16 protein-coding genes are annotated in these 19,197 nt (G+C 66.7%); 7 read left to right on the top strand and 9 right to left on the bottom strand.

The genetic code is table 11. The features are described 5' to 3' along the window. Positions 1–44: 44 nt before the first annotated feature. The gene (locus ACH5N8_RS06215; RefSeq protein WP_483282917.1) at positions 45–1,076 is read left to right on the top strand and encodes a zinc-dependent alcohol dehydrogenase family protein; all 1,032 of its coding nucleotides are present in this window, start codon (positions 45–47) and stop codon (positions 1,074–1,076) included. Positions 1,077–1,119: 43 nt separating this feature from the next. Here the strand turns inward: ACH5N8_RS06215 and ACH5N8_RS06210 are convergent, their stop codons facing one another. Together ACH5N8_RS06210 and ACH5N8_RS06205 are read right to left on the bottom strand one after the other, a co-directional pair. After that, positions 1,120–3,141: a methyl-accepting chemotaxis protein gene (locus ACH5N8_RS06210; RefSeq protein WP_483282916.1), complete on the bottom strand. Its 2,022-nt coding sequence runs from the start codon at positions 3,139–3,141 to the stop codon at positions 1,120–1,122. A 74-nt stretch (positions 3,142–3,215) separates the two neighbouring features. Beyond that, the gene (locus tag ACH5N8_RS06205; RefSeq protein ID WP_483282915.1) at positions 3,216–3,926 is read right to left on the bottom strand and encodes a M15 family metallopeptidase; all 711 of its coding nucleotides are present in this window, start codon (positions 3,924–3,926) and stop codon (positions 3,216–3,218) included. A 95-nt stretch (positions 3,927–4,021) separates the two neighbouring features. Between ACH5N8_RS06205 and ACH5N8_RS06200 the strand changes: the two genes are divergently transcribed. Further along, positions 4,022–4,570: a Got1/Sft2-like family vesicle transport protein gene (locus ACH5N8_RS06200; RefSeq protein ID WP_483282914.1), complete on the top strand. Its 549-nt coding sequence runs from the start codon at positions 4,022–4,024 to the stop codon at positions 4,568–4,570. On the opposite strand, the gene ACH5N8_RS06195 is transcribed toward ACH5N8_RS06200, so the two are convergent. Both ACH5N8_RS06195 and ACH5N8_RS06190 read right to left on the bottom strand, forming a co-directional pair. After that, positions 4,567–5,751 carry an EAL domain-containing protein gene (locus tag ACH5N8_RS06195; RefSeq protein ID WP_483282913.1) on the bottom strand — a complete coding sequence of 395 codons (1,185 nt, stop codon included), beginning with the start codon at positions 5,749–5,751 and terminating at the stop codon, positions 4,567–4,569. The two genes, ACH5N8_RS06200 and ACH5N8_RS06195, sit on opposite strands and share 4 nt — an antisense overlap. 76 nt (positions 5,752–5,827) lie before the next feature. Then, positions 5,828–6,946 carry a bacteriohemerythrin gene (locus tag ACH5N8_RS06190; RefSeq protein ID WP_483282912.1) on the bottom strand — a complete coding sequence of 373 codons (1,119 nt, stop codon included), beginning with the start codon at positions 6,944–6,946 and terminating at the stop codon, positions 5,828–5,830. Positions 6,947–7,156: 210 nt separating this feature from the next. On the opposite strand from ACH5N8_RS06190, the gene ACH5N8_RS06185 reads away from it, so the two are divergent. Next, a complete protein-coding gene (locus ACH5N8_RS06185) occupies positions 7,157–10,348 on the top strand; it encodes a PAS domain-containing protein (RefSeq protein WP_483282911.1) in 3,192 nt (1,063 codons plus the stop codon). A gap of 204 nt (positions 10,349–10,552) precedes the next feature. Here ACH5N8_RS06185 and ACH5N8_RS06180 read toward each other — a convergent pair whose 3' ends face one another. The 3 genes from ACH5N8_RS06180 to gpmI form a co-directional block, all read right to left on the bottom strand. Further along, on the bottom strand, positions 10,553–11,959 hold the full coding sequence (locus ACH5N8_RS06180) for a S41 family peptidase (RefSeq protein ID WP_460027813.1): 1,407 nt from the start codon (positions 11,957–11,959) through the stop codon (positions 10,553–10,555). A 40-nt stretch (positions 11,960–11,999) separates the two neighbouring features. After that, the gene (locus tag ACH5N8_RS06175; protein ID WP_483282910.1) at positions 12,000–13,118 is read right to left on the bottom strand and encodes a murein hydrolase activator EnvC family protein; all 1,119 of its coding nucleotides are present in this window, start codon (positions 13,116–13,118) and stop codon (positions 12,000–12,002) included. Between the two features lie 110 nt (positions 13,119–13,228). Further along, positions 13,229–14,746: a 2,3-bisphosphoglycerate-independent phosphoglycerate mutase gene (gpmI, locus tag ACH5N8_RS06170; protein ID WP_483282909.1), complete on the bottom strand. Its 1,518-nt coding sequence runs from the start codon at positions 14,744–14,746 to the stop codon at positions 13,229–13,231. Between the two features lie 203 nt (positions 14,747–14,949). Here gpmI and ACH5N8_RS06165 point away from each other — a divergent pair, with 203 nt between their 5' ends. The 4 genes from ACH5N8_RS06165 (at position 14,950) to ACH5N8_RS06150 (ending at position 17,377) form a co-directional block, all read left to right on the top strand. Then, a complete protein-coding gene (locus tag ACH5N8_RS06165) occupies positions 14,950–15,282 on the top strand; it encodes an ArsR/SmtB family transcription factor (protein WP_460027810.1) in 333 nt (110 codons plus the stop codon). A 3-nt stretch (positions 15,283–15,285) separates the two neighbouring features. Then, positions 15,286–15,729 carry a rhodanese-like domain-containing protein gene (locus tag ACH5N8_RS06160; protein WP_460027809.1) on the top strand — a complete coding sequence of 148 codons (444 nt, stop codon included), beginning with the start codon at positions 15,286–15,288 and terminating at the stop codon, positions 15,727–15,729. Positions 15,730–15,831: 102 nt separating this feature from the next. Then, a complete protein-coding gene (gene secB, locus ACH5N8_RS06155; protein WP_460027808.1) occupies positions 15,832–16,308 on the top strand; it encodes a protein-export chaperone SecB in 477 nt (158 codons plus the stop codon). Positions 16,309–16,372: 64 nt separating this feature from the next. Further along, positions 16,373–17,377, top strand: a complete 1,005-nt coding sequence (locus ACH5N8_RS06150) for an NAD(P)H-dependent glycerol-3-phosphate dehydrogenase (protein WP_483282908.1) — start codon at positions 16,373–16,375, stop codon at positions 17,375–17,377. 29 nt (positions 17,378–17,406) lie between these two features. Here the strand turns inward: ACH5N8_RS06150 and ACH5N8_RS06145 are convergent, their stop codons facing one another. Continuing rightward, the gene (locus tag ACH5N8_RS06145) at positions 17,407–17,730 is read right to left on the bottom strand and encodes an STAS domain-containing protein (RefSeq protein WP_460027806.1); all 324 of its coding nucleotides are present in this window, start codon (positions 17,728–17,730) and stop codon (positions 17,407–17,409) included. Beyond that, on the bottom strand, positions 17,723–19,138 hold the full coding sequence (locus tag ACH5N8_RS06140) for an aldehyde dehydrogenase family protein (protein ID WP_483282907.1): 1,416 nt from the start codon (positions 19,136–19,138) through the stop codon (positions 17,723–17,725). The genes ACH5N8_RS06145 and ACH5N8_RS06140 overlap by 8 nt, the downstream gene beginning before the upstream one ends. Positions 19,139–19,197 lie beyond the last annotated feature (59 nt).

Raw genomic sequence — 19,197 nt, 5'->3', positions numbered from 1 at the left:
TTTGCCGCGATAATGAGGGCTACCGTCCCTGCCGGAGTCCACGCATGAAGGCCATGATCCTGGAATCGCTAGCCGAACTGCCCGAGGGCAGCGCGCCCCTGCGGCTGCGGAACTGGCGGGACCCCACGCCGGGCGACGGGGAAGTGCTGCTGGACGTGCTGACCTGCGGCGTCTGCCATACCGAGCTCGACGAGATCGAGGGCCGAACCCCGCCCCCCCGGCTGCCGGTCATCCCTGGCCATCAGGTGGTCGGCCGGGTGCTGGAAACCGGCGCGGGTGTCACCGGCATCCCGGTGGGCAAACGGCTGGGCGTGGCCTGGATACATTCGAGCTGCGGCCACTGCCCGCAGTGCCTCGCGGGGTGCGAAAACCTCTGCCCCGATTTCCGGGCCACGGGCCGGGATGTCCATGGCGGCTATGCCGAACGCATGGTCGTGCCGGCCGCGTTCACCTACGCGATACCCGATATCTATGGCGACGCCGAGGCCGCTCCGCTGCTCTGCGCCGGCGCCATCGGCTATCGCTCCCTGCGGCTGGCAAAGCTCCGGGACGGTCAGCCGCTGGGTCTCATGGGATTCGGCGCGTCGGCCCATCTGGTCCTGAAGCTGGCCCGGTTCCGCTTTCCGGCATCGCCTGTCTTCGTCTTCGCCCGCCAGGCCGAGGAACGGGCATTCGCCATCGCCCTGGGGGCTGCCTGGGCGGGCGAGGTCACCGCCGCCGCGCCCGAACCCCTGGCGGCCATCATCGATACCACGCCGGCCTGGAACACCGTGCTCGCCGCGCTGGCCAACCTCTTGCCCGGCGGACGGCTGGTCATCAACGCCATCCGCAAGGAGGAGTCGGACAAGGCGGCCCTGCTGCGACTCGATTACCCCCGGCATCTATGGCTGGAAAAACGGATACAGAGCGTCGCCAACGTAACCCGCGCCGATGTCTCCGAATTCCTGTCGCTGGCCGCCCGCATCCCGATCCGCCCGGTCGTGGAGGAGTACCCGCTGGCTGACGCCAACCGGGCGCTGGTCGCCCTCAAGCACCACCATACCCGCGGCGCCAAGGTCCTGCGGATCCGGTCCTAGGCCGCGCGCGGGCGACCGGCCCGGCCAACCGCGAACCGCGCCGTCAGCCCTCCCCGCGCAGCCGGAATGCCGAGATCTCGCCACGCAGCTCGTCAATGGCCCCCTCCAGCCGATGGGTGGCCGTGGTGGTCGCCTCCAGCGCCCGTACCGACACCCGCACGCTCTCGGTCAGGCTGACCATGGCGTCGCGTATCTGCCGCGCACCCGCCGACTGCGCCCGCATGCCTTCGTGCACGGCGTCAAACTGCGGCAGCAGCGCCTGCACCTGCTGGATGATCTCGCCGAACCGCTGGCTGATCACACCGGTGTCGGCCACGCTGCGGTTGACCTGTTCGGCAAACTTGTCCATCTCCATCACCCCGCCGGTCACCGAGTCCTGCATTTCCTTGACCATCTGCTCGATGTCGAGGGTGGCTACCGCGGTCTGATCCGCCAGCCGGCGAATCTCCCGTGCCAGCACGGCGAAGCCAAGGCCGTATTCCCCGGCCTTCTCGGCCTCGATCGAGGCGTTCAGCGACAGGAGGTTGGTCTGGTCGGCGATCCGGGTGATGGTGGTGGTGACGCTGCCGATGGTGTTGGCCTTCTCGTTGATCAGGCCCAGCCGCCCGGAGATCGACTGGGTGGCCTCCGCCAGGGCGCGCATCGCCCCTTCCATGTGACCCAGCGAGGCCTGGCCGGCGTTGGCCAGGGCGGTGGTCTGGTCGGCCACCTGGGTCAGGCCGGCCATGGTGCCGAGCAGCTCCTCGGAGGTGGCGGAGATTTCCTGGGTGGCGGCGGCGATCTCGGTGGTGGTGGAGCCGAGGTTGTTGACCTCCTCGCTCTGGGTCTTGGACATGGCGCTGAGGCTGTTGGCGGTCGAGACCAGGTCGATGGTCGAGCGCTGCACCTGGCCGATCAGCGCGTTCAGATAGGCCACCATCCGGCCCAGGGCGTTGATCAGCTTACCGATTTCGTCCCGGCCCGGCGCCACCAGTTCCACCGTCAGGTCGCCCGCCGACACCTTCTCGGCGGCAGCCGCGGCAAGCTCGACCGGCCGGACGATGCGCCGGGCGAAGGCCGCCGCCAGCCAGGTGCCCAGCAGCAAGGCCAGGGCGGCCGTTGCGATGGCGACCCAGACTTCGCGCACCAGCAGGCGATCCAGCATGCCCATGGAAACATGCAGCAGCAGGGCACCGGTCGGTAGGGCTTTCGCGTCCGGCCGCTGTCGCCCCCCGCCGTCGGCAAGATTCGGCAACAGCGCCAGCGGCGCGGCGATGGCGATGTAATCCTCGTCCAGCCGGCTCCCGGCCCGGCCCTGGGCCATGACGTCCCTCAGCAGGCGCAGGTCCGGCTCGGCTGGAGCCGGCTTCGGTCCCGTGCCGCCACGCATGGCCATGTTCTCGACCTCGGCCTGCCGGTTCACCACCCATACGCGCTGGATGTCGCCCTCTTCCACGATATGGTCCAGCAGTTCCTGCACGCCCAGCGAATCCAGCATCCCGGCCAGCATGTGGCCGTCCAGCCCCACCTGCACGATCCGCGGCTGATCGACACCCGGAACGCCGACATACTTGAAGGGCTGGCCATCCACCTCGCGCGGCTTGAGCTGCTGGACGACGGCAGGTGGCGGCGCGGGCGACAGCAGCGGCCAGAATGCCGATGCCTGCGGCTGGAGGGCGGGATCGGGGGAAAACTGGAAGTCGATGTCCGGCACGGTATGCAGGTAGGCATGTCCACGAACGTCGGTGATCCAGATTTCCGACAGGTTGTCGGGGCTCACCATGCTCCGCAATCGCTCGGTGATGGCAGCGGCCGGCAGCTGGCAGGCCTCGGCAACGGCGACGAAGTGCGCCAGGATGCCGGCCGAGCTCATGAGATCGCGGGCGATCATGAATTCCATGCCCTGCCGGGTGCTCTGGCTGACCTCGATGCTGCGGGCCAGCACACTGCTCAGCAGCTGACCGTCCTGCATTGCCTGGCGTAGCACGGTCTGGCGCGAGAACCAGCTCATGCCGACGGCCAGAACCAGCACGGCGAGGGCCAGAAACGGCAGGACCATCCACAGCAGTCGGGCTCTCAGGCTCATGGGCGATGCGGAACCAAAAACTTGATTCTACCCCGAGGCAGACCAGCCATCGGCCCGGCGCGAAGCATGCCCGCTCATGGCCCCGAGTCGTGCAGCAGGTCGGCACGTCCGTAGCGCGCCACCACGCGGCCGGTCACGCCTGCCTCGCGCATCTGCCAGGCCCACAGCTGATCGCCGAGGCTGAAATGCCACCATTCCCCCGGATGCCGGCGGAAGCCGGCGTCCGTCATCACCCGGCACAGCAGGCAGCGGTGCGCATGCGCCACGGGGTCGAGCGCCATGAAGTGGTCCGGCTCGGAACGCGCGGAGTTCTCGTCGATCGGCGATCCCATGTGAATCTCGCGTCCTTCGGCATCGCACAGGCTGAGGTCGACCGCCGCACCGGTGCTGTGCGGCGGCGGCGTGGCGGGATCATGGCTGGGGGGCGCCCAGATGCGGTAGGCGCGCTCCAGCAGGATGGCGCGTTCCGCCGCCGGCACCTCGCTGGGGATACGCCCGCCGGCGAGCTGCCTGAACTCCCGCTCGACCATGAAGGCCTGCACGGCAATCGGCCGATAGGCGTCGAACAGCCTGAGCCACCATCCCGGGCGTAGCCGCTGCAAGTGCCGCTGCGCCCGGGTCAGCGCCTCGAGAACGCCGAGCCGCAGCCGCCAGGGAGCGCTGCCATGATACGGCGCGCCCAGCGCCACGTAGGGGTGAGGCGTGGCCAGCCGGAACCGGGCCGGCGGAATCGTCACCAGCGGCTCGCCGCATTCGGCGATCGGCAGACCTTGATAGGGTTTCATGGATGGACTCTACGTGGCGGACGTCGGGGCGGCCTGAGGTCTTCCGGCGACAGGCGCGGTTGCCATGCGGGCCGCGGGGACGGCGATGGCCTAGAATGCCTCATCCCGCCTACAACCACTCCTCGTTGAAGATGAAGAAACTCCTCCTGTCGCTGCTGGCCTTCCTGCTGATCCTCGAGGAATGGATCTGGGAATGGCTGACGGCGCTGGGCTACCGTCTGTCGGCCTGGCTGCACCTGCTGAGCTTCGACCGCTGGCTGCTGGCGGCCAGTCCCCGTGTCGCGATGGCCACCTTCCTGCTGCCGGTCCTCCTGGTGACGCCGTTCAAGTTCGTCGCCGTCTGGCTCATGGCCCGCGGCCATGTCGTGCAGGGTATCGCCCTGCTCGTCGCGGCCAAACTGGCCGGGACGCTCCTGCTTTCGCACCTGTTTGCGCTGACCCGGGAGAAGTTGCTGAGCTTCCGCTGGTTCGCCCGGCTGCATGGCAGCGTGACCTATTGGCTGGGTTGGGCTCGCGAACGCATCCGGGCCACGGCGGTTTATCGCCAGGCACGGCTGATCCGGCAAATCGCGCTGCAGCGCCTGTCGGCCTGGCGCCGTCGCCTGCAGCCGCTGGAAAGCGACAGCGCGGGTGACCGGTCCTAGACCGGCGGCGGTAAGTCGGATGGTGCCTGGCCGATCGCCGACTGGCTGCGCGCCAGCAAGGCTTCCAGTTCCAGTTCCTGCAGGCGGGTCAGAACCTCGCCGGACCACTGCATCATGTGCCGCAGCCGGTCGACGATCTCGGCCAGATTGGCCCCCTTGTCGACCGCCTCGACGATCTCCCGGCAGCCGGCATGAAACAGGCGGTGCGGCCTGTCCAGCGCGTCGTAGGCGGCCATGCCGCGAAAGACGCGGCCCTGCTCGCGATACCAGCGATCGAGATCGCACTCGCCCTCCGCGATCGAGACATGCAGCCATTCGCCCATCGGCGGCGGATCGCGGCCGAAATTCCGGGCGATCACCCACTCGATGAAGTTGCGCCGCCAGCACAGGTGATCCATCTGCGCCATGTGGATGAAGCCGATGGGGCTGCCGGCCCAGTGATGGTCCTGCTTGAGGTATTCGAGCAGTTGATCGAGCGGCATCGGGCGCCCCATCCAGTAGCCCTGTCCCTCGGTACAGCCGGCATGCAGCAGAAAATCATAGACTTCGGCACTCTCGATGCCCTCGGCAACCACCTTCACGCCAAGCTGGTGCGCCATGTAGATGCAGGACTTGACGATCGCCATGCTCTTGCTGCACGCCAGTACCCGCTCGACCAGGCCCTGGTGGATCTTGACCACGCTGAACGGCCACTGGCTGAGTACGTCGATGGTGGAATAGCCGGTGCCGAAGTCGTCCATCGCCAGCGCGATGCCCATTTCCACCAGGGCGTGGATGTTCTCGCGCACGACCGGCGAGCTGTGGATCAGCGAGGTCTCCGTCAGTTCGACCTGCAGGTAGCGGGGATCGATGCACAGACTGCCGATGGACCGTCGCAGACGATCCACGATCTCGCTGGAATCGAAGTCCTGGGCGGTCAGGTTGAACGAGAGCACCAAGGCGGGATGCAACTCGTGAATGAGCACGAAATCGACCAGCAGCCGGTCCAGCATGCCCTTGGAAATTTCCCGGATGAAACCGCTGGATTCGGCTTCCGGCAGGAAATCGGCCGGCTGGACCATGGTCCCGCAAGGCTTCATCCAGCGCAGCAGTGCCTCGACGCCGGACAGGCGGCCATCCTGCAGGCACACTTTCGGCTGGTAGTAGTACACGAACTGGCCCTCTTCGAGAGCCTCATTCAAAGCCGATTCCAGCGATGAAGGCATGGCAGGCATTGGGATAAGGCGTGAGTCGGGATGGTAGCACGCATGCCCAAGCCTAAGGCCCGGATGCCTGCCCCACACGGTTGCGGCCCTGGCGCTTGGCGGCGTAGAGCCCGTTGTCGGCAGCCTTGATGAGCGCCTCGTAACCCGGCATGCCGGGCGCACGCACGGCGACGCCGATGCTGAGGCTGCCGCGCCATTCGGCGGTCCCGAGGGGCACCCGCAACCGTGTCCCCGCCTCGCGCAGCTGTTCGGCGATGAGGAGGGCACCTGCCAGCGGGGTATCGGGCAGGATGACCAGAAACTCGTCGCCCCCCATGCGGCCGACGAAATCGTCGGTGCGCAGACTGTCACGCAGCAGCCAGCCCAGCTGCCGTATCACCTCGTCGCCGGCATCATGGCCATGGGTGTCGTTGGCCTGCTTGAAACCGTCGGCATCCAGCATCAGGCAGGCCAGCGGCGCATCCGCCTGCTCGGCTGCCTGCCAGGCGCGGGCCAGCCGGTAAAGCGCCTGACGCCGGTTGGGCAGGCCGGTCAGGGCGTCGGTATTGGCCAGCTGCTCCAGCTGGCGATTGGCTTCCTGCAGCGCCTGCGTGCGCTCGGCGACCTTGCGTTCCAGCGACGCGTTGAGCTGCACCAGCTCGCGGTTGCGTTCGGAAACCTCGTGAAACAGGCCGTTCAGGGCGCCCAGCAGCAAATCCATCGCCCCATCCGCCGTACGGCGGGTGTTGTCCAGATAAGCCCGCTCGGGCGACATGCCCCCGTGTACTGCCATCAGCTGGCTGGCCATGGATCTGTCGGTCCCGAGAATGTGATAGGCCAGCCAGTGAATCAGGTACATCAGCAGGCGCTGCGCCCCCTCCGGATCACCTTTCAGCATGTTCTGCCGCAGTCGCTGAACTTCGTCGAGAAAGTCGGCGTGTTGCTGCACGTGCAGCGTCTGGAAACGTTCGTCCAGCCGGCTCTCGGCCATCATCGCCTCCTCGGCCTTGAAGTGGTAATCGGCATAGGCGGCCAACTCGGCGAATACCGTTTCGAGCTCCGCCAGATCGAGATCCGCCGACCCCGTGAGGTGATCGCCGAAAGCGTTGATGAGCTCGACCAGCCGCAGGTGCTGCTCGTCGATGTCGCCGATGCCCGTTTCGAACTGACGGGTCCACTGAAACGATTCCATGGGCTTCAGGCCTCTCGCGGGTGATGTTTATCGGGAGCCGCCGATTCACGGCGGCTCGAACAATCCGGATATCCGGCAGTCCTAGCAGGTCTCATGAGCCATGGCGATGCGCGTCCGGGCAAACGGTCTATAGTCGAACTTATAAATATAACCATTTTGGGAAGCCGCCCGGGATACCCCTCGATCCTCCGTGGTGAAAAGATCGCCTGCATGCCAATGAAAAACCTCCGCCAGGGCCGAGGGAAATGCCTGTGGAACTGGATTCTGACTGCTGCCGTCATGGCGGCAGGCGGCTCGGGCCAGGCCAGCGCGAACGAACCGGTAACCCTGCAGCTCAAGTGGAAGCACGCGTTCCAGTTCGCCGGCTATTACACCGCCCGGGAACAGGGCTATTACCGTGAGGCCGGGCTTGACGTGACCCTCCGCGAGGCCAGCCCCGGGCTCGATGCCATCCAGGAAGTCGTCGCGGGCCGGGCCGACTACGGAACCAGCTCCAGCAGCCTGCTGCTGGCCCGGCAGGCGGGGCAACCAGTGGTCGCCCTAGCCGCCATCTTCCAGCACTCTCCCTACGTTCTGATAGTGCCCGACCGTGGCTACGCGCAGAGCGTTCACGATTTGCTTGGCAAACGCATCATGATGGAGCCTGGCGCCGAGGAACTGCTCGCCTACCTGCGCCGCGAAGGGCTGACGGAAAGGCAGTTCACGCGTCCGGAGCATAGTTTCCAGCTGCAGGACCTGATCGCCGGCAAGACGGACGCGATGGCGGCCTATGTCACCATCGCTCCGTTCCTGCTCGGCCGGGCGTCCTTCGCCTATCAGCTATACAGTCCGCGCGCCGCCGGAATCGACTTCTACGGCGACAACCTCTTCACCACCGAGCGGGAAATCCGGCAGCACCCGCAGCGGGCACTGGCGTTTCGCGAAGCCAGCCTGAAAGGCTGGCGGTACGCCCTGGAGCACATCGACGACACCATCCGGCTGATCCGCGAACGCTATGCGCCGCAGGCCAGCCCCGAGGCGCTCGAATTCGAGGCCCGGCATATCGCGCCGCTGGTCCAGCATCCGCTGGTGCCGCTGGGCTACATGAACCGCGAGCGCTGGCGCCACATCGCCGATGCCTATGCCGAGCTAGGCATGCTGCCGGCAGATTTCACGCTGGACCGGTTCCTGTTCGAGGACACCGGCTGGACACAAGGGCGCCAGTGGCCGCATGCCTACCTCGCCGCCGCGCTGGCCAGCCTGGCGCTGATCAGCGGCGCCGCTCTCCACGTCTACCGCCTGCACCGCCGCCTGCGGGACAGCGAGGCGCGTTTCCGGCTGGTCATCGGCAACACGTTCGACACCACCTGGGTATATGACGTTGCCCGCGACCGGGTGAGCTGGTATGCCGCGTTCGAGTCACTGTTCGGCTATGCCGCGGAAGAACTGGGCAGAGGCGTGGCGGCCTGGCGGGAGCGAATTCATCCCGATGACCGCAGGCGTGTCATGGCCAGCATCCGCCGCACGCTCGATTCCGCGCAATGCCGATGGACCTGCGCCTATCGTCTGCGCCGCAAGGATGGGCGCTACACCGAGGTCGAAGACCAGTGCACGATCGTCCGCGATGCCGCAGGCCGGGCCATGCAGCTGATCGGGGCCACGCGCGATGTGTCCGACCGGCGCCGCCAGGAGGCCGAACTGAGGCACCGCACACACCTGCTGGAGGTTGCCCAGCGCAATGCCCACATCGGCTATTACGAGGCCGATCTGCGCCTCGGCCGCTGGACCAGTTCGCCGGTGCTGGACGGCATCCTCGGCATCGGCCCGCGGTTCGCAAGGACTGCCGAAGCGTGGAGCAGCCTGATCCATCCAGAGGACAGGCCGCGGGCCATGGCGCATTTCCGGCTGGTGGTGCAGATCGGCAAATTCCTCAAGGATCAGTACCGGATCGTTCGTCCCGGCGATGGACAGATCCGCTGGGTGGACGCCTGGGGCAGCATCGAATATCAGGATGGCACTCCCGCGCGGCTCATCGGCACCATCATGGACATCACCGCACGGAAAACGGCGGAGCTGGAGCTGGAACACCACCGCCACAACCTGGAACGCCTGGTGGCGGAACGGACCCAGGCCCTGCAGGACAGCGAGCATGCCGCGCAATGCCAGCGGCAGCGCCTGGCCGATATCATCTGGGGCACCCATGTCGGCACCTGGGACTGGAATGTCGTCACCGACGAAGTAGCGTTCAACGAGCGCTGGGCCGAAATCCTGGGACTGACGCTGAAGGAGCTGGAACCCCTGACCATCCGCGCCTGGACCGACCTGGTGCATCCGGACGACCTGGACCAGGCGCTGGCCCAGCTCAAGCACCACTTTGCCCGTGAGCTGGAATTCTACGAGTGCGAATTCCGCATGCGGCACCGCAGCGGCGACTGGGTCTGGGTCCTAGACCGCGGGCGGGTGGTCGAATGGCGCGAGGACGGCAAGCCGCTACGCATGTCGGGCACGCATCTCGACATCACCCGCCGCAAGGAGTCGGAACTCGCCTTGCAGGAAAGCGAGCGGCGCTATCGCGAGTTGAGCGAGAATCTGGAGAGAATGGTCGAGCAGCGTACCGCCCAGCTGGCCGCCGCCAGTGCCGCCAAGAGCCAGTTCCTGGCCCACATGAGCCATGAGCTGCGGACGCCCCTGAACGCGATCCTGGGCTTCGCCCAGGTGCTGGAGCAGGACCGCATCCCGGCGGAGCAGCGCGAGACGGTCGGCCTGATCCGCGAGGCCGGCGATCACCTCCTGGGCATCATCAACGATGTGCTCGACCTGTCCACCATCGAGGCCGGTCGCTTGCGCCTGGATCGGCAGGCCTTCCTGCTGCCGGTCTTGGTGCGCCGGGTCGATCGCCTGCTGCGCCACATGGCCGAGACCAAGGGGCTGTCCCTGCAGATCGAGGGACCGGCCGCCGCGCCGCCAACCCTGCTGGGTTATCCCGACCGGCTGGAACAGGTGCTCATCAACCTGCTGGGCAACGCCATCAAGTTCACCGAGCAGGGCCAGATCCTCCTGACCGTACGGTATCGGCCGCGGGATTCCGCAAGCGGGCGACTGCGCTTCGAGGTTCGCGATACCGGTATCGGCATGAAGCCCGGGGTACTGGCGAAGATCTTCCAGCCCTTCAGCCAGGGCGATGCCAGCCTCACCCGCCGTTTCGGCGGCACCGGGCTGGGTCTCGCCATCAGCAAACAGCTGGTGGAGCTGATGGGTGGCAAGCTGGGCGCGAGAAGCCGGGAGGGGCACGGCAGCCTCTTCTGGTTCACGGTACCCGTCGACACCCCCCCAAGGGGTGCGATCGGACACCAGGCGGCATCTGCCGCATCCCCGGCAACGGATCCCCGGCCCCCGGGCGTGGACGAGCCGCGATCCGGCTGAACGCGGGGGGGATACGGCCCGCCAACCGTGCGCGCCGGCGATTTACCCTGCTGCCGGGCTCGAGGTCCGGCCGCCACCCGCGTGGCGACAGCCATCCGCGAGGAACCGTCGGGGAGGCAATGACCGGGTGTAGCCGGTTCCCGTGCGCCACCGCGGCATGGCGCCTCGCCGGCAGGCTCGCGCGCGGGCGGCCCGCCCCGGCGGCTATTTCTTCTTGACCTCGCCCTTGCGCATGATGTTGATGCCCTTGAGCAGGTTGAGCGCCTCGTTGAGCGGGTAGTCCTGCAGGGCCAGCGCCTCCTCCTGCTCTTCCGGCGTCTTCTCCGGAGCCTTCTGCAGCAGCGGCTCCTTGGCCGGTTCGGTGGCGGCCGGCGGCGGCGTTGCCGGCTTCTGGCCAACCTTGGGGTTCTCCAGGTGGTTAGCCAGGTCGGACTCCTTGAGCGGACCGAACTCGGATTGCTGCGCGGCTTCCAGCTTGACGCGGGAAATCGGCACGTCCGGGGTGATGCCCTCGGCCTGGATCGACCGGCCGGAGGGTGTGTAGTAGCGCGCCGTCGTCAGCTTGACCGCGCCGCCGTTGCTGGTCGGCAGGATGGTCTGCACCGACCCCTTGCCGAAGGTCTTCTCGCCCATGATGATGGCGCGCTTGTGATCCTGCAGGGCGCCGGCGACGATCTCCGAGGCCGAGGCCGAACCGGCATTGATCAGCACGACGATGGGCGCGCCCTCGAGCAGGTCGCCGGAGGAGGCGCTGAACTTCATCTTGGCGTCCTCGACACGACCATCGGTGTAGACGATCAGGCCGTCGTCGAGGAAGGCATCGCTGACCGTAACGGCGGCATTGAGGACACCGCCCGGATTGTTGCGCAGATCGATGACCAGCCCCTTGAGCTTGCCCTTCTTCTTCAGCTCGTCGATGGCTTCGATCATGCTCTCGCCGGTCTTGGCCTGGAAGCTGGACAGCCGCACATAGCCGTAGCCCTCTTCCAGCAGGCGGCTCTTGACGCTCTTGACCTTGATGATGTCGCGCACCAGCTTGATCTTGATCGGCTGTTCCGCGCCCTCGCGGACGATGGTCAGCACGATGGGACTGCCGGGCTCACCGCGCATGATCTTGACCGCGTCGTTGAGGCTCAGGCCCTTCACCGGCTTCTCGTCGAGGCGGATGATGAGATCGCCCGCCTTGACCCCGGCCTTCTGCGCGGGGGTGTCGTCGATCGGGGCGATGACCTTGACGAAACCGTTCTCCATGCCGACCTCGATGCCCAGCCCGCCGAACTGGCCGGTGGTGCCCACCTTCAGTTCGTCGTACTGTTCCTTGTCGAGGTAGGCCGAATGCGGATCCAGTCCGGTGAGCATGCCGCGAATCGCGTCCTCCAGCAGCTTGTCGTCCTTGACCGGCTCGACATAGTCCTGCTTGATCCGGCCATACACCTCGGAGAAGGTCTTGAGTCCCTCGAACGGTATCTGGGCCTGATCGTCGGTCTTGCCCTCCAGGGTGGCGTTGGCCGGCGGTTCGGGCTTCTCGGCCAGCGCCATGCCCGTCACGCCCAGGGTCAGGCCCAGTACCGGCGCGCCGATCAGAGTCAAGAGGGGGTTCGGTCGCAACATAGAGAAATCTCGTGAAAGGGTTAAACGGGTTCGCCGGCGCTCAGGCACGTCCGGCACACCAGGACACGGGGTCGACGGGCTGTCCGTTCCGCCGGATACCGAAGTAGAGCCCGGGCTTGTCGCGGCCGCCGCTGGAGCCGACGGCCGCGATCATCTCGCCTGCCGTCACCGCGTCGCCCTGGCGCTTGTAGAGAGTCTGGTTGAAGGCATAAAGGCTCATGACGCCATCGCCATGATCGAGGATCAGCAGCAGGCCGTAGCCCCGAAACCAGTCGGCGAAGGCGACCTGGCCACCAGCAACCGAACGGACTGGCGCACCTTCCCTGCCGGCGATCAGCAAGCCATCCCAGCGCCCGCTCAACCGCGGGCTGCCGAACGCCGCCAGCAGCGCACCGGCCGGCGGACAACGCGCCTTGCGTGGTTTGTCCTGAACGGACGGCGACCTGGCATCCGGAGCCGGCGCCTCGGCCGGCGGAGACTCCGCGCCGACGGACTTCACCAGTTCCGCCAGACGCCGCTCGTCCTCGCGGAGTTGCGCCAGACGGGCCGCCTGGCTGCTCAGCTCGCGGTCCCAGCTGGCCAGCAGTTGCCGTCTTGCCTGGGTCGCCGCCTGCAGGTCGGCCCGCTCGTGCTGAACGTGCCGCCGGGTCTCGCGCCCCAGCGTCATCTCCCCGTTCAGCTCCGACTCAAGGTCGCCCAGACGGATGTGGTCTTCCCGCCAGGTCTGAATCAGGGCCGATCGGGACTGGTTCAGATAGCCGTAATAGGCTAGCACACGCGCCAGGCGCGACGGCTCCTCCTGATTGAGGAGGAGTTTCATCCAGTCCTTGTGGCCGATCGCGTAGGCGCTGCGCATCTGTCCGGCCAGGAGACGCTGCTGGCGCCGGATCTCCGCATCCAGCTGCTTGCGCTGCCGCTTCAGTCCGGCAATGCGCTGCTCCCTGGCACGCAGCTGGGCTTCCAGCTCGGCGATTTCACGGCTCAGCTCGCCCTGGCGGCGCTCGATATCGGCCAGCTGCTGATCGAGCCGGTCCCGGACCGATTGCAGCGCATCGCGCGTCTGGCGCGTGCTCTCGATGCGCTGCTGGATATTCGCCAACGGCTCGGTCACAGGTTCGACCATCGCCTCCAGCACGCCGGCCCGGCTGGCCAGCAGCATCGCCAGGGACCGGAGGAAAATCGCCCGCCCGATCGGAGACAAGCTGAACCGTGTCAGGTGCGGCCCGCGCGCCTGCGAGCGGGAGGATTGGCGGCCATGGTGCGAGTGGCTCAGTGCAGCAGCGACCGCCCCGTCATCTCGGTCGGCTTGGCGACCCCCAGCATGTCCAGCAGCGTCGGCGCGATATCCGCCAGGTTGCCGTCCTCGGCCAGGGTGCGGCCAGGACGCCCCTTGTAGACCAGGGGCACCGGGAAGGTAGTGTGCTGGGTCAGGGCGACACCGGTTTCCGGGTCGACCATCTGCTCGACATTGCCATGGTCGGCGGTGATCAGGAGCTCGCCGCCCACCTTGTCGAGCGCCGCCACAACCCGTGCGAGCGAAGCGTCCAGAACCTCGACCGCCTTGACGGCGGCCGACATGATGCCGGTATGCCCGACCATGTCGCCGTTGGCATAGTTGCAGATGATGACGTCGAACTGACCACCCTCGATGGCCTTGACCAGCTCGTCCGTGACTTCCGGCGCGCTCATTTCCGGCTGCAGGTCGTAGGTCTTGACCTTCGGCGACGGGATGAGTATCCGGGACTCGCCCGGGAAGGGTTCATCCTTGCCGCCATTGAAGAAGAAGGTCACATGGGCATACTTCTCGGTTTCTGCCAGGCGGAGCTGGGTAAGCCCCTGCTCGGCCAGCACCTGGCCCAGCGTATGGGTGATGGACAGCGGCGGAAACGCGACCGGATAGGTGAAGTCCTGATGGTATTCGGTCAGGGTGGCATAGGCACCCAGTTTGCGCACGACCCGGCGCGGAAAGCCGCCGAAATCGGCGTCGTTGATCGCCTTGGTGATCTCGCGGGCGCGATCGGCACGGAAGTTCATGAACACCACGACATCGCCGTCCTCGAGGTGAACGGGCTGTTCCCCGGCCGGGACGATGGCGGTGGTCTGGACAAATTCATCGGTTTCGCCGCGGGCGTAGGCCATTTCCAGACCCGCCATCGCGGTCGGAGCGGTGAACTCGCCCTGGCCCTCGGCGATCAGCTGGTAGGCCTTCTCGACGCGTTCCCAGCGATTGTCCCGGTCCATCGCATAGAAACGGCCGGCCAGCGAGGCGATGCGCCCCCGACCCAGCTCGGCGAACTTGGCCTCCAGGGCCCGGATGGAACCGGCCGCGCTTTGCGGCGGCGTATCGCGACCGTCGAGGAAGGCGTGCATGTAGACCTTCTCCACGCCCTTGCGGACGGCCAGCTCGGCCATGGCCTGGATCTGGAAGTCGTGGCTGTGCACACCACCCGGCGACAGCAGGCCGAAGATGTGCAGGGCCTTGCCCGTTTCCCTGGCCTTCTCGGCCGCCGCCGACAGTGCCGGATTGTCGAAGAAGGAACCGTCGCGGATGGCCTTGTTGACGGCGGTGAAGTCCTGGTTGATGAGACGGCCGGCGCCCAGGTGAAGATGCCCGACCTCGGAATTGCCCATCTGGTCGTCCGGCAGGCCGACAGTCTCGCCGGCGCAGTGGAGCAGCGTATGGGGACAGTCGTTCCAGAGCTGCGTCCAGGTCGGCGTGTTGGCGGCCGCGATGGCGTTGTATTGATCGGACTCGTTGTAGCCGAATCCATCCAGGATAATGAGCACGACGGGTTTAGGGCGAGGCGAGTTCAACGTATAATCTCCGGCTGATCACGGATCGAACCAGGATGGTCGATCTGGAATGGGAATCGGCGCCACCTGGCGCCGCTGGCCGGGATTTTAGCCGTTTTTCCTTCACGCGTCGTGCCCGGTGGCCCATCGGACCGATGCGAACTGGAGCCACAACGCCGGAGTCAGCAGACCGTAACATGAAGGAAGAACTCATCAGCCGGGACGAGGACATCACCCGCGCCGCGCTGTCCATCAAGGCCATGGCCCACCCGCTGCGGCTGAAGATTCTCTGCATCCTGGGCGATGAAAGCGTCAACGTGCAGGACATCGTCGACATCTGCGGCACGACGCAGAGCAACATCTCGCAGCATCTGGCCATCATGCGGTCGAAGGGCATCCTGGGTTGCCGCAAGGAGGCCAACCGCGTGTACTACTTCATCGACGACAAGCGCACCCTCAAGCTCATCCAGATGATGCGCGAAGTCTTCTGCGCCGACGGCAACCCCCACAGCAACACCGACTCCGAATAAAACATGAACATCACTCCCGAGCAGCTACTGGAATTCATCGGCAACCACTGGGTCATGACCAGCGGTCTGTTCATCGTCACCCTCCTGCTTGTCCAGGACCTCATCGATTCCGCCTTCCGCAAGCATCAGAGCGTGACGCCGAACGAAGCCGTGCTGCTGATGAACCAGGACGAGACCGTGGTGATCGACGTGCGCGAACCCAACGAATTCGCCGAGGGCCATATCGAGGGCGCCCGCAACATCCCTCTGGCCAAGCTCGGCGAGCGCGCCGCCGAACTGGCGCCGCACCGGGAACACCCGCTGATCGTCACCTGCCAGTCGGGCACCCGTTCCCTGGCCGCCGGCAAGCAGCTGACCAAGCTCGGCTTCACCAAGGTCTATGAAATGAAGGGCGGCATGTTCGCCTGGAAGGACCAGAGCCTGCCCGTTTCCAAGAAGCGCGGCTGATCGCGGCCGCCACCGCACGCACGACTGTCCGCAATCCCGTCAGCCACCCCGCCCGCGACGGGGTCCGCTCCCCTTTTCGCACTCAACCCTGACACCCTAGCCATGGCCGAAGAAAACACCAGCAATCAAGCCGAACGCCAGTTCAGCATCCAGAAGATCTACGTCAAGGACATCTCCTTCGAAACGCCGAATTCGCCGCAGGTCTTCACCCAGACCTGGGAGCCGCAGGTCGAGTTCAACCTCGCCAGCAGCGCGCAGCAGATCCAGGACGGCGTCTACGAGGTGGGCCTGACCATTACCCTGACCGTCAAGCTGGAACAGAAGACCGCCTACCTGGTCGAGATCACCCAGGCCGGCATCTTCAATGCCAGCGGCTTCCAGAACGAGGAAATGGGCCATCTGCTCGGCAGCTATTGCCCCAACCTGCTGTTCCCCTATGCCCGCGAGGTGGTTTCCGATCTGGTCGCCAAGGGCGGCTTCCCGCCCATGCTGCTCGCCCCGGTCAACTTCGACGCCCTCTACGCCCAGCACCTGCAACAGATGCAGCAGGGCGGCGGCCAGTCCGTCACCAGCCACTGAGCAGATCGGCGCCTCGCCGGCTTGCCGGCATCCGCCGCCCCGACATGACGACATTCGACGCGACATGACCCGGATCGCGGTGCTGGGTGCCGGCTCCTGGGGCACGGCACTGGCGCTGGTGCTGGCGCGCAATGGCCATCCGGTGCAGCTGTGGGGCCATCGCGCCGGGCACATGGCGGAGCTGGCGCGCGAGCGGCGCAACATCCGCTATCTGCCGCAGGCGCCCTTCCCCGCTAATCTGACGACCACGGCCGACCTGGCCGAGGCGGTCGACGCCGCCAGCGTGCTGCTGGTCGCCGTGCCCAGCCATGCCTTCCGCGAGCAGCTGGAGGCGCTGCGGCCTCATTGCCGCCGGCATGCCCGGATCGCCTGGGCCACCAAGGGCCTGGAACTGGAAAGCGGACTGCCGCTGCACCGCGTGGTGGCCGAGGTCCTCGGCGAGGACATGCCCGCGGCCGTCCTGTCAGGTCCGACCTTCGCCGGCGAGGTGGCCGAGGGACAGCCCACCGCCATCACCGTTGCCTCGGCGGTGCCGGACTTCGCCGCCGAACTGGTGGGGCTGCTGCACAATCCGCGCTTTCGCGCCTACAGCAGCTCCGACATGGTCGGCGTCGAGCTGGGTGGCGCCATCAAGAACGTGCTGGCCATCGCCGCCGGGGTCGCCGACGGCCTCGGATACGGCGCCAACGCGCGCGCCGCGCTGATCACCCGCGGCCTGGCCGAGATGATGCGGCTCGGCACCACGCTGGGTGGCCGGCCCGACACCCTGATGGGGCTGTCCGGCGTCGGCGATCTCATCCTCACCTGCACCGACAACCAGTCGCGCAACCGCCGCTTCGGCATCGGGCTCGGCCGCGGCGAGACGCCGGACACCGTGGCCCGGGCGATCGGCCAGGAAATCGAAGGCATCCCGACGGCGCGCATCGTCCACGACCTGGCCCGCCGGCACGGCATCGACATGCCCATCACCGAACAGGTCTACCGCATCCTCTACGAGGGATTGCCGCCGGCGGAAGCGGTGACCAACCTGCTCCTGCGCGAACCCAAGCCGGAAACCGGCAACCGCTGAGCCCCGCCCGGGCGAGCGGCGCCCGTCACTCAATGCGGCGTCAGGGTCACCAGCCCCGCATCAAGACCGGCGATCTTCAGCACCTTCCGCAGTTCCGGGCTGACGTTGACGAGCTGCAAGCGCTCGGGACCGAGGGTCTTGGCCGCCGTGATGCAAAGACTCAGGAATACCGAGGACAGGAAGCCGACCTCGGCAAGATCGAACACCACGGGCCCGGCAGCGGCCCGGATGCGGCTCAGCACCGCCTCGCTGAATGCGCCGGTATGCAGGCCATCCATGCGGCCATGAAAGCGGACGAGCAGGCTATTGTCCTGGTCCAGGATATCGGGCGGGGCGTTCTTGTAGTCAGACATTGCGGTGGTACCGGGCATGGATGGCGTCGGCATCGAGGCTCTCGTCCAGGTAGAGGGCCTTGTCGAAGCGCTGGAAAACCGTGTTCTCGCGGCGCCGGGTGATGCGCTGCACATTGATCAGGTGGCGGGCGGTGACGTTGTCGGTGGTGATGTTCTTGCCGCCGGTGCCGCAGCCCAGAGTCAGCGAGGGCGGAATGCGGTTGTAGAGATGGCCGACCGCTCCCAGCGCCGAAGGCATGTTGACGACGATCCGGCCGGCATTCATCAGTACCGAAAACTCGCGGATGCGCGCCTCGTCGTTGCAGAACAGGCTGACGGTATGGCCGATGCCGCCGTAGAAATTGAGATCGATGCAGGTCTCCACGCCGGCGGCGAAATCCTCGGCGATGTAGAAGGCCAGCACCGGCACCAGGATCTCGCGCGACAGCGGATAGTCGTCGCCGACCCCCTCCAGGGTGGCGATCAGCAGGGTGGTGCCCGGCGGCACGGGGATGCCGGCCTTGCGGGCGATTTCCTCGGCCGGACGACCGACGATATCGCCCGCCATGTGGCCGCTTTCGTCGAGGACGACCGGCTCCAGCCGCTTCGCCTCGCGGTTGTCGAGGAAATAGGCGCCCTGCTGGCGGAAGGCCTCCATCAGCTCGTCGGCGATGGCGCGGTCGGCGACGATGGCCTGCTCGCTGGCGCAGATGGTACCGTAGTCGAACAGCTTGGAGGCGCAAATTTCCCGCACGGCAAACGCCACGTCGGCACTGGCATCGACATAGACCGGCACGTTGCCGGGCCCGACGCCCAAGGTCGGGGTGCCGGAACTGTAGGCCGTATGCACCAGGCTGGTGGCGCCGGTGGCGAGAATCATGGCCAGCTGCGGATGCGCCATCAGGGCCTGGGTCTGGACCCGCGACACTTCCTCCAGCCACTGCACGCAGTCCTCCGGGGCGCCGGCCACGAGCGCCGCCTCGTAGCAGATGCGCGCCGCCTCGACGGAACAGCCGCGAGCCCGGCGGGACGGGCTGACGATGACCGGGTTGCGGGTCTTGAGCGCGCTGAGCACCTTGAAGAATACGGTCGAGGTGGGATTGGTGGCCGGGATGACGGCCAGGATGGGCCCCACCGGCTGGGCAATCTCGATGATGCCGGCCTGGGCATCCTCATGGACGATGCCCACGGTCCGGAGATCGCGGATGTCCTCGTAGACGAACTGGGTGGCCACCACATTCTTGATGACCTTGTCCTCCCAGCGGCCGATGCCCGTCTCCTCGTGCGCCTGGCGGGCCAGGCGCACGCGGGCAGCGAAGGCGGCGCGGTAGACGGCCTCGACGATACGATCGGTCTCGGCCTGGTCGTACTGGCTGAACACGGCGGCGGCCGTCACCGCGCGCTGCATGATGTCGTCGATATCCACCATAAGATTCTGATCTGCTCGTGATGCGGCCCGGACGGGCATCATCCCATGCCGGTTTTTCG

Source organism: Methyloparacoccus sp. NF-16, assembly GCF_056880625.1.
This window is presented reverse-complemented; position numbering and strand designations above follow the sequence as displayed.

Excerpts from the sequence above, each read along its gene's own strand:
- ACH5N8_RS06215 (WP_483282917.1), top strand. The coding sequence starts at position 45 with ATGAAGGCCATGATCCTGGAATCGCTAGCCGAACTGCCCGAGGGCAGC.
- ACH5N8_RS06210 (WP_483282916.1), bottom strand. The coding sequence starts at position 3,141 with ATGAGCCTGAGAGCCCGACTGCTGTGGATGGTCCTGCCGTTTCTGGCC.
- ACH5N8_RS06205 (WP_483282915.1), bottom strand. The coding sequence starts at position 3,926 with ATGAAACCCTATCAAGGTCTGCCGATCGCCGAATGCGGCGAGCCGCTG.
- ACH5N8_RS06200 (WP_483282914.1), top strand. The coding sequence starts at position 4,022 with ATGCCTCATCCCGCCTACAACCACTCCTCGTTGAAGATGAAGAAACTC.
- ACH5N8_RS06190 (WP_483282912.1), bottom strand. The coding sequence starts at position 6,946 with ATGGAATCGTTTCAGTGGACCCGTCAGTTCGAAACGGGCATCGGCGAC.
- ACH5N8_RS06185 (WP_483282911.1), top strand. The coding sequence starts at position 7,157 with ATGCCAATGAAAAACCTCCGCCAGGGCCGAGGGAAATGCCTGTGGAAC.
- ACH5N8_RS06180 (WP_460027813.1), bottom strand. The coding sequence starts at position 11,959 with ATGTTGCGACCGAACCCCCTCTTGACTCTGATCGGCGCGCCGGTACTG.
- ACH5N8_RS06175 (WP_483282910.1), bottom strand. The coding sequence starts at position 13,118 with ATGCTGCTGGCCAGCCGGGCCGGCGTGCTGGAGGCGATGGTCGAACCT.
- ACH5N8_RS06165 (WP_460027810.1), top strand. The coding sequence starts at position 14,950 with ATGAAGGAAGAACTCATCAGCCGGGACGAGGACATCACCCGCGCCGCG.
- ACH5N8_RS06160 (WP_460027809.1), top strand. The coding sequence starts at position 15,286 with ATGAACATCACTCCCGAGCAGCTACTGGAATTCATCGGCAACCACTGG.
- secB (WP_460027808.1), top strand. The coding sequence starts at position 15,832 with ATGGCCGAAGAAAACACCAGCAATCAAGCCGAACGCCAGTTCAGCATC.
- ACH5N8_RS06150 (WP_483282908.1), top strand. The coding sequence starts at position 16,373 with ATGACCCGGATCGCGGTGCTGGGTGCCGGCTCCTGGGGCACGGCACTG.
- ACH5N8_RS06145 (WP_460027806.1), bottom strand. The coding sequence starts at position 17,730 with ATGTCTGACTACAAGAACGCCCCGCCCGATATCCTGGACCAGGACAAT.
- ACH5N8_RS06140 (WP_483282907.1), bottom strand. The coding sequence starts at position 19,138 with ATGGTGGATATCGACGACATCATGCAGCGCGCGGTGACGGCCGCCGCC.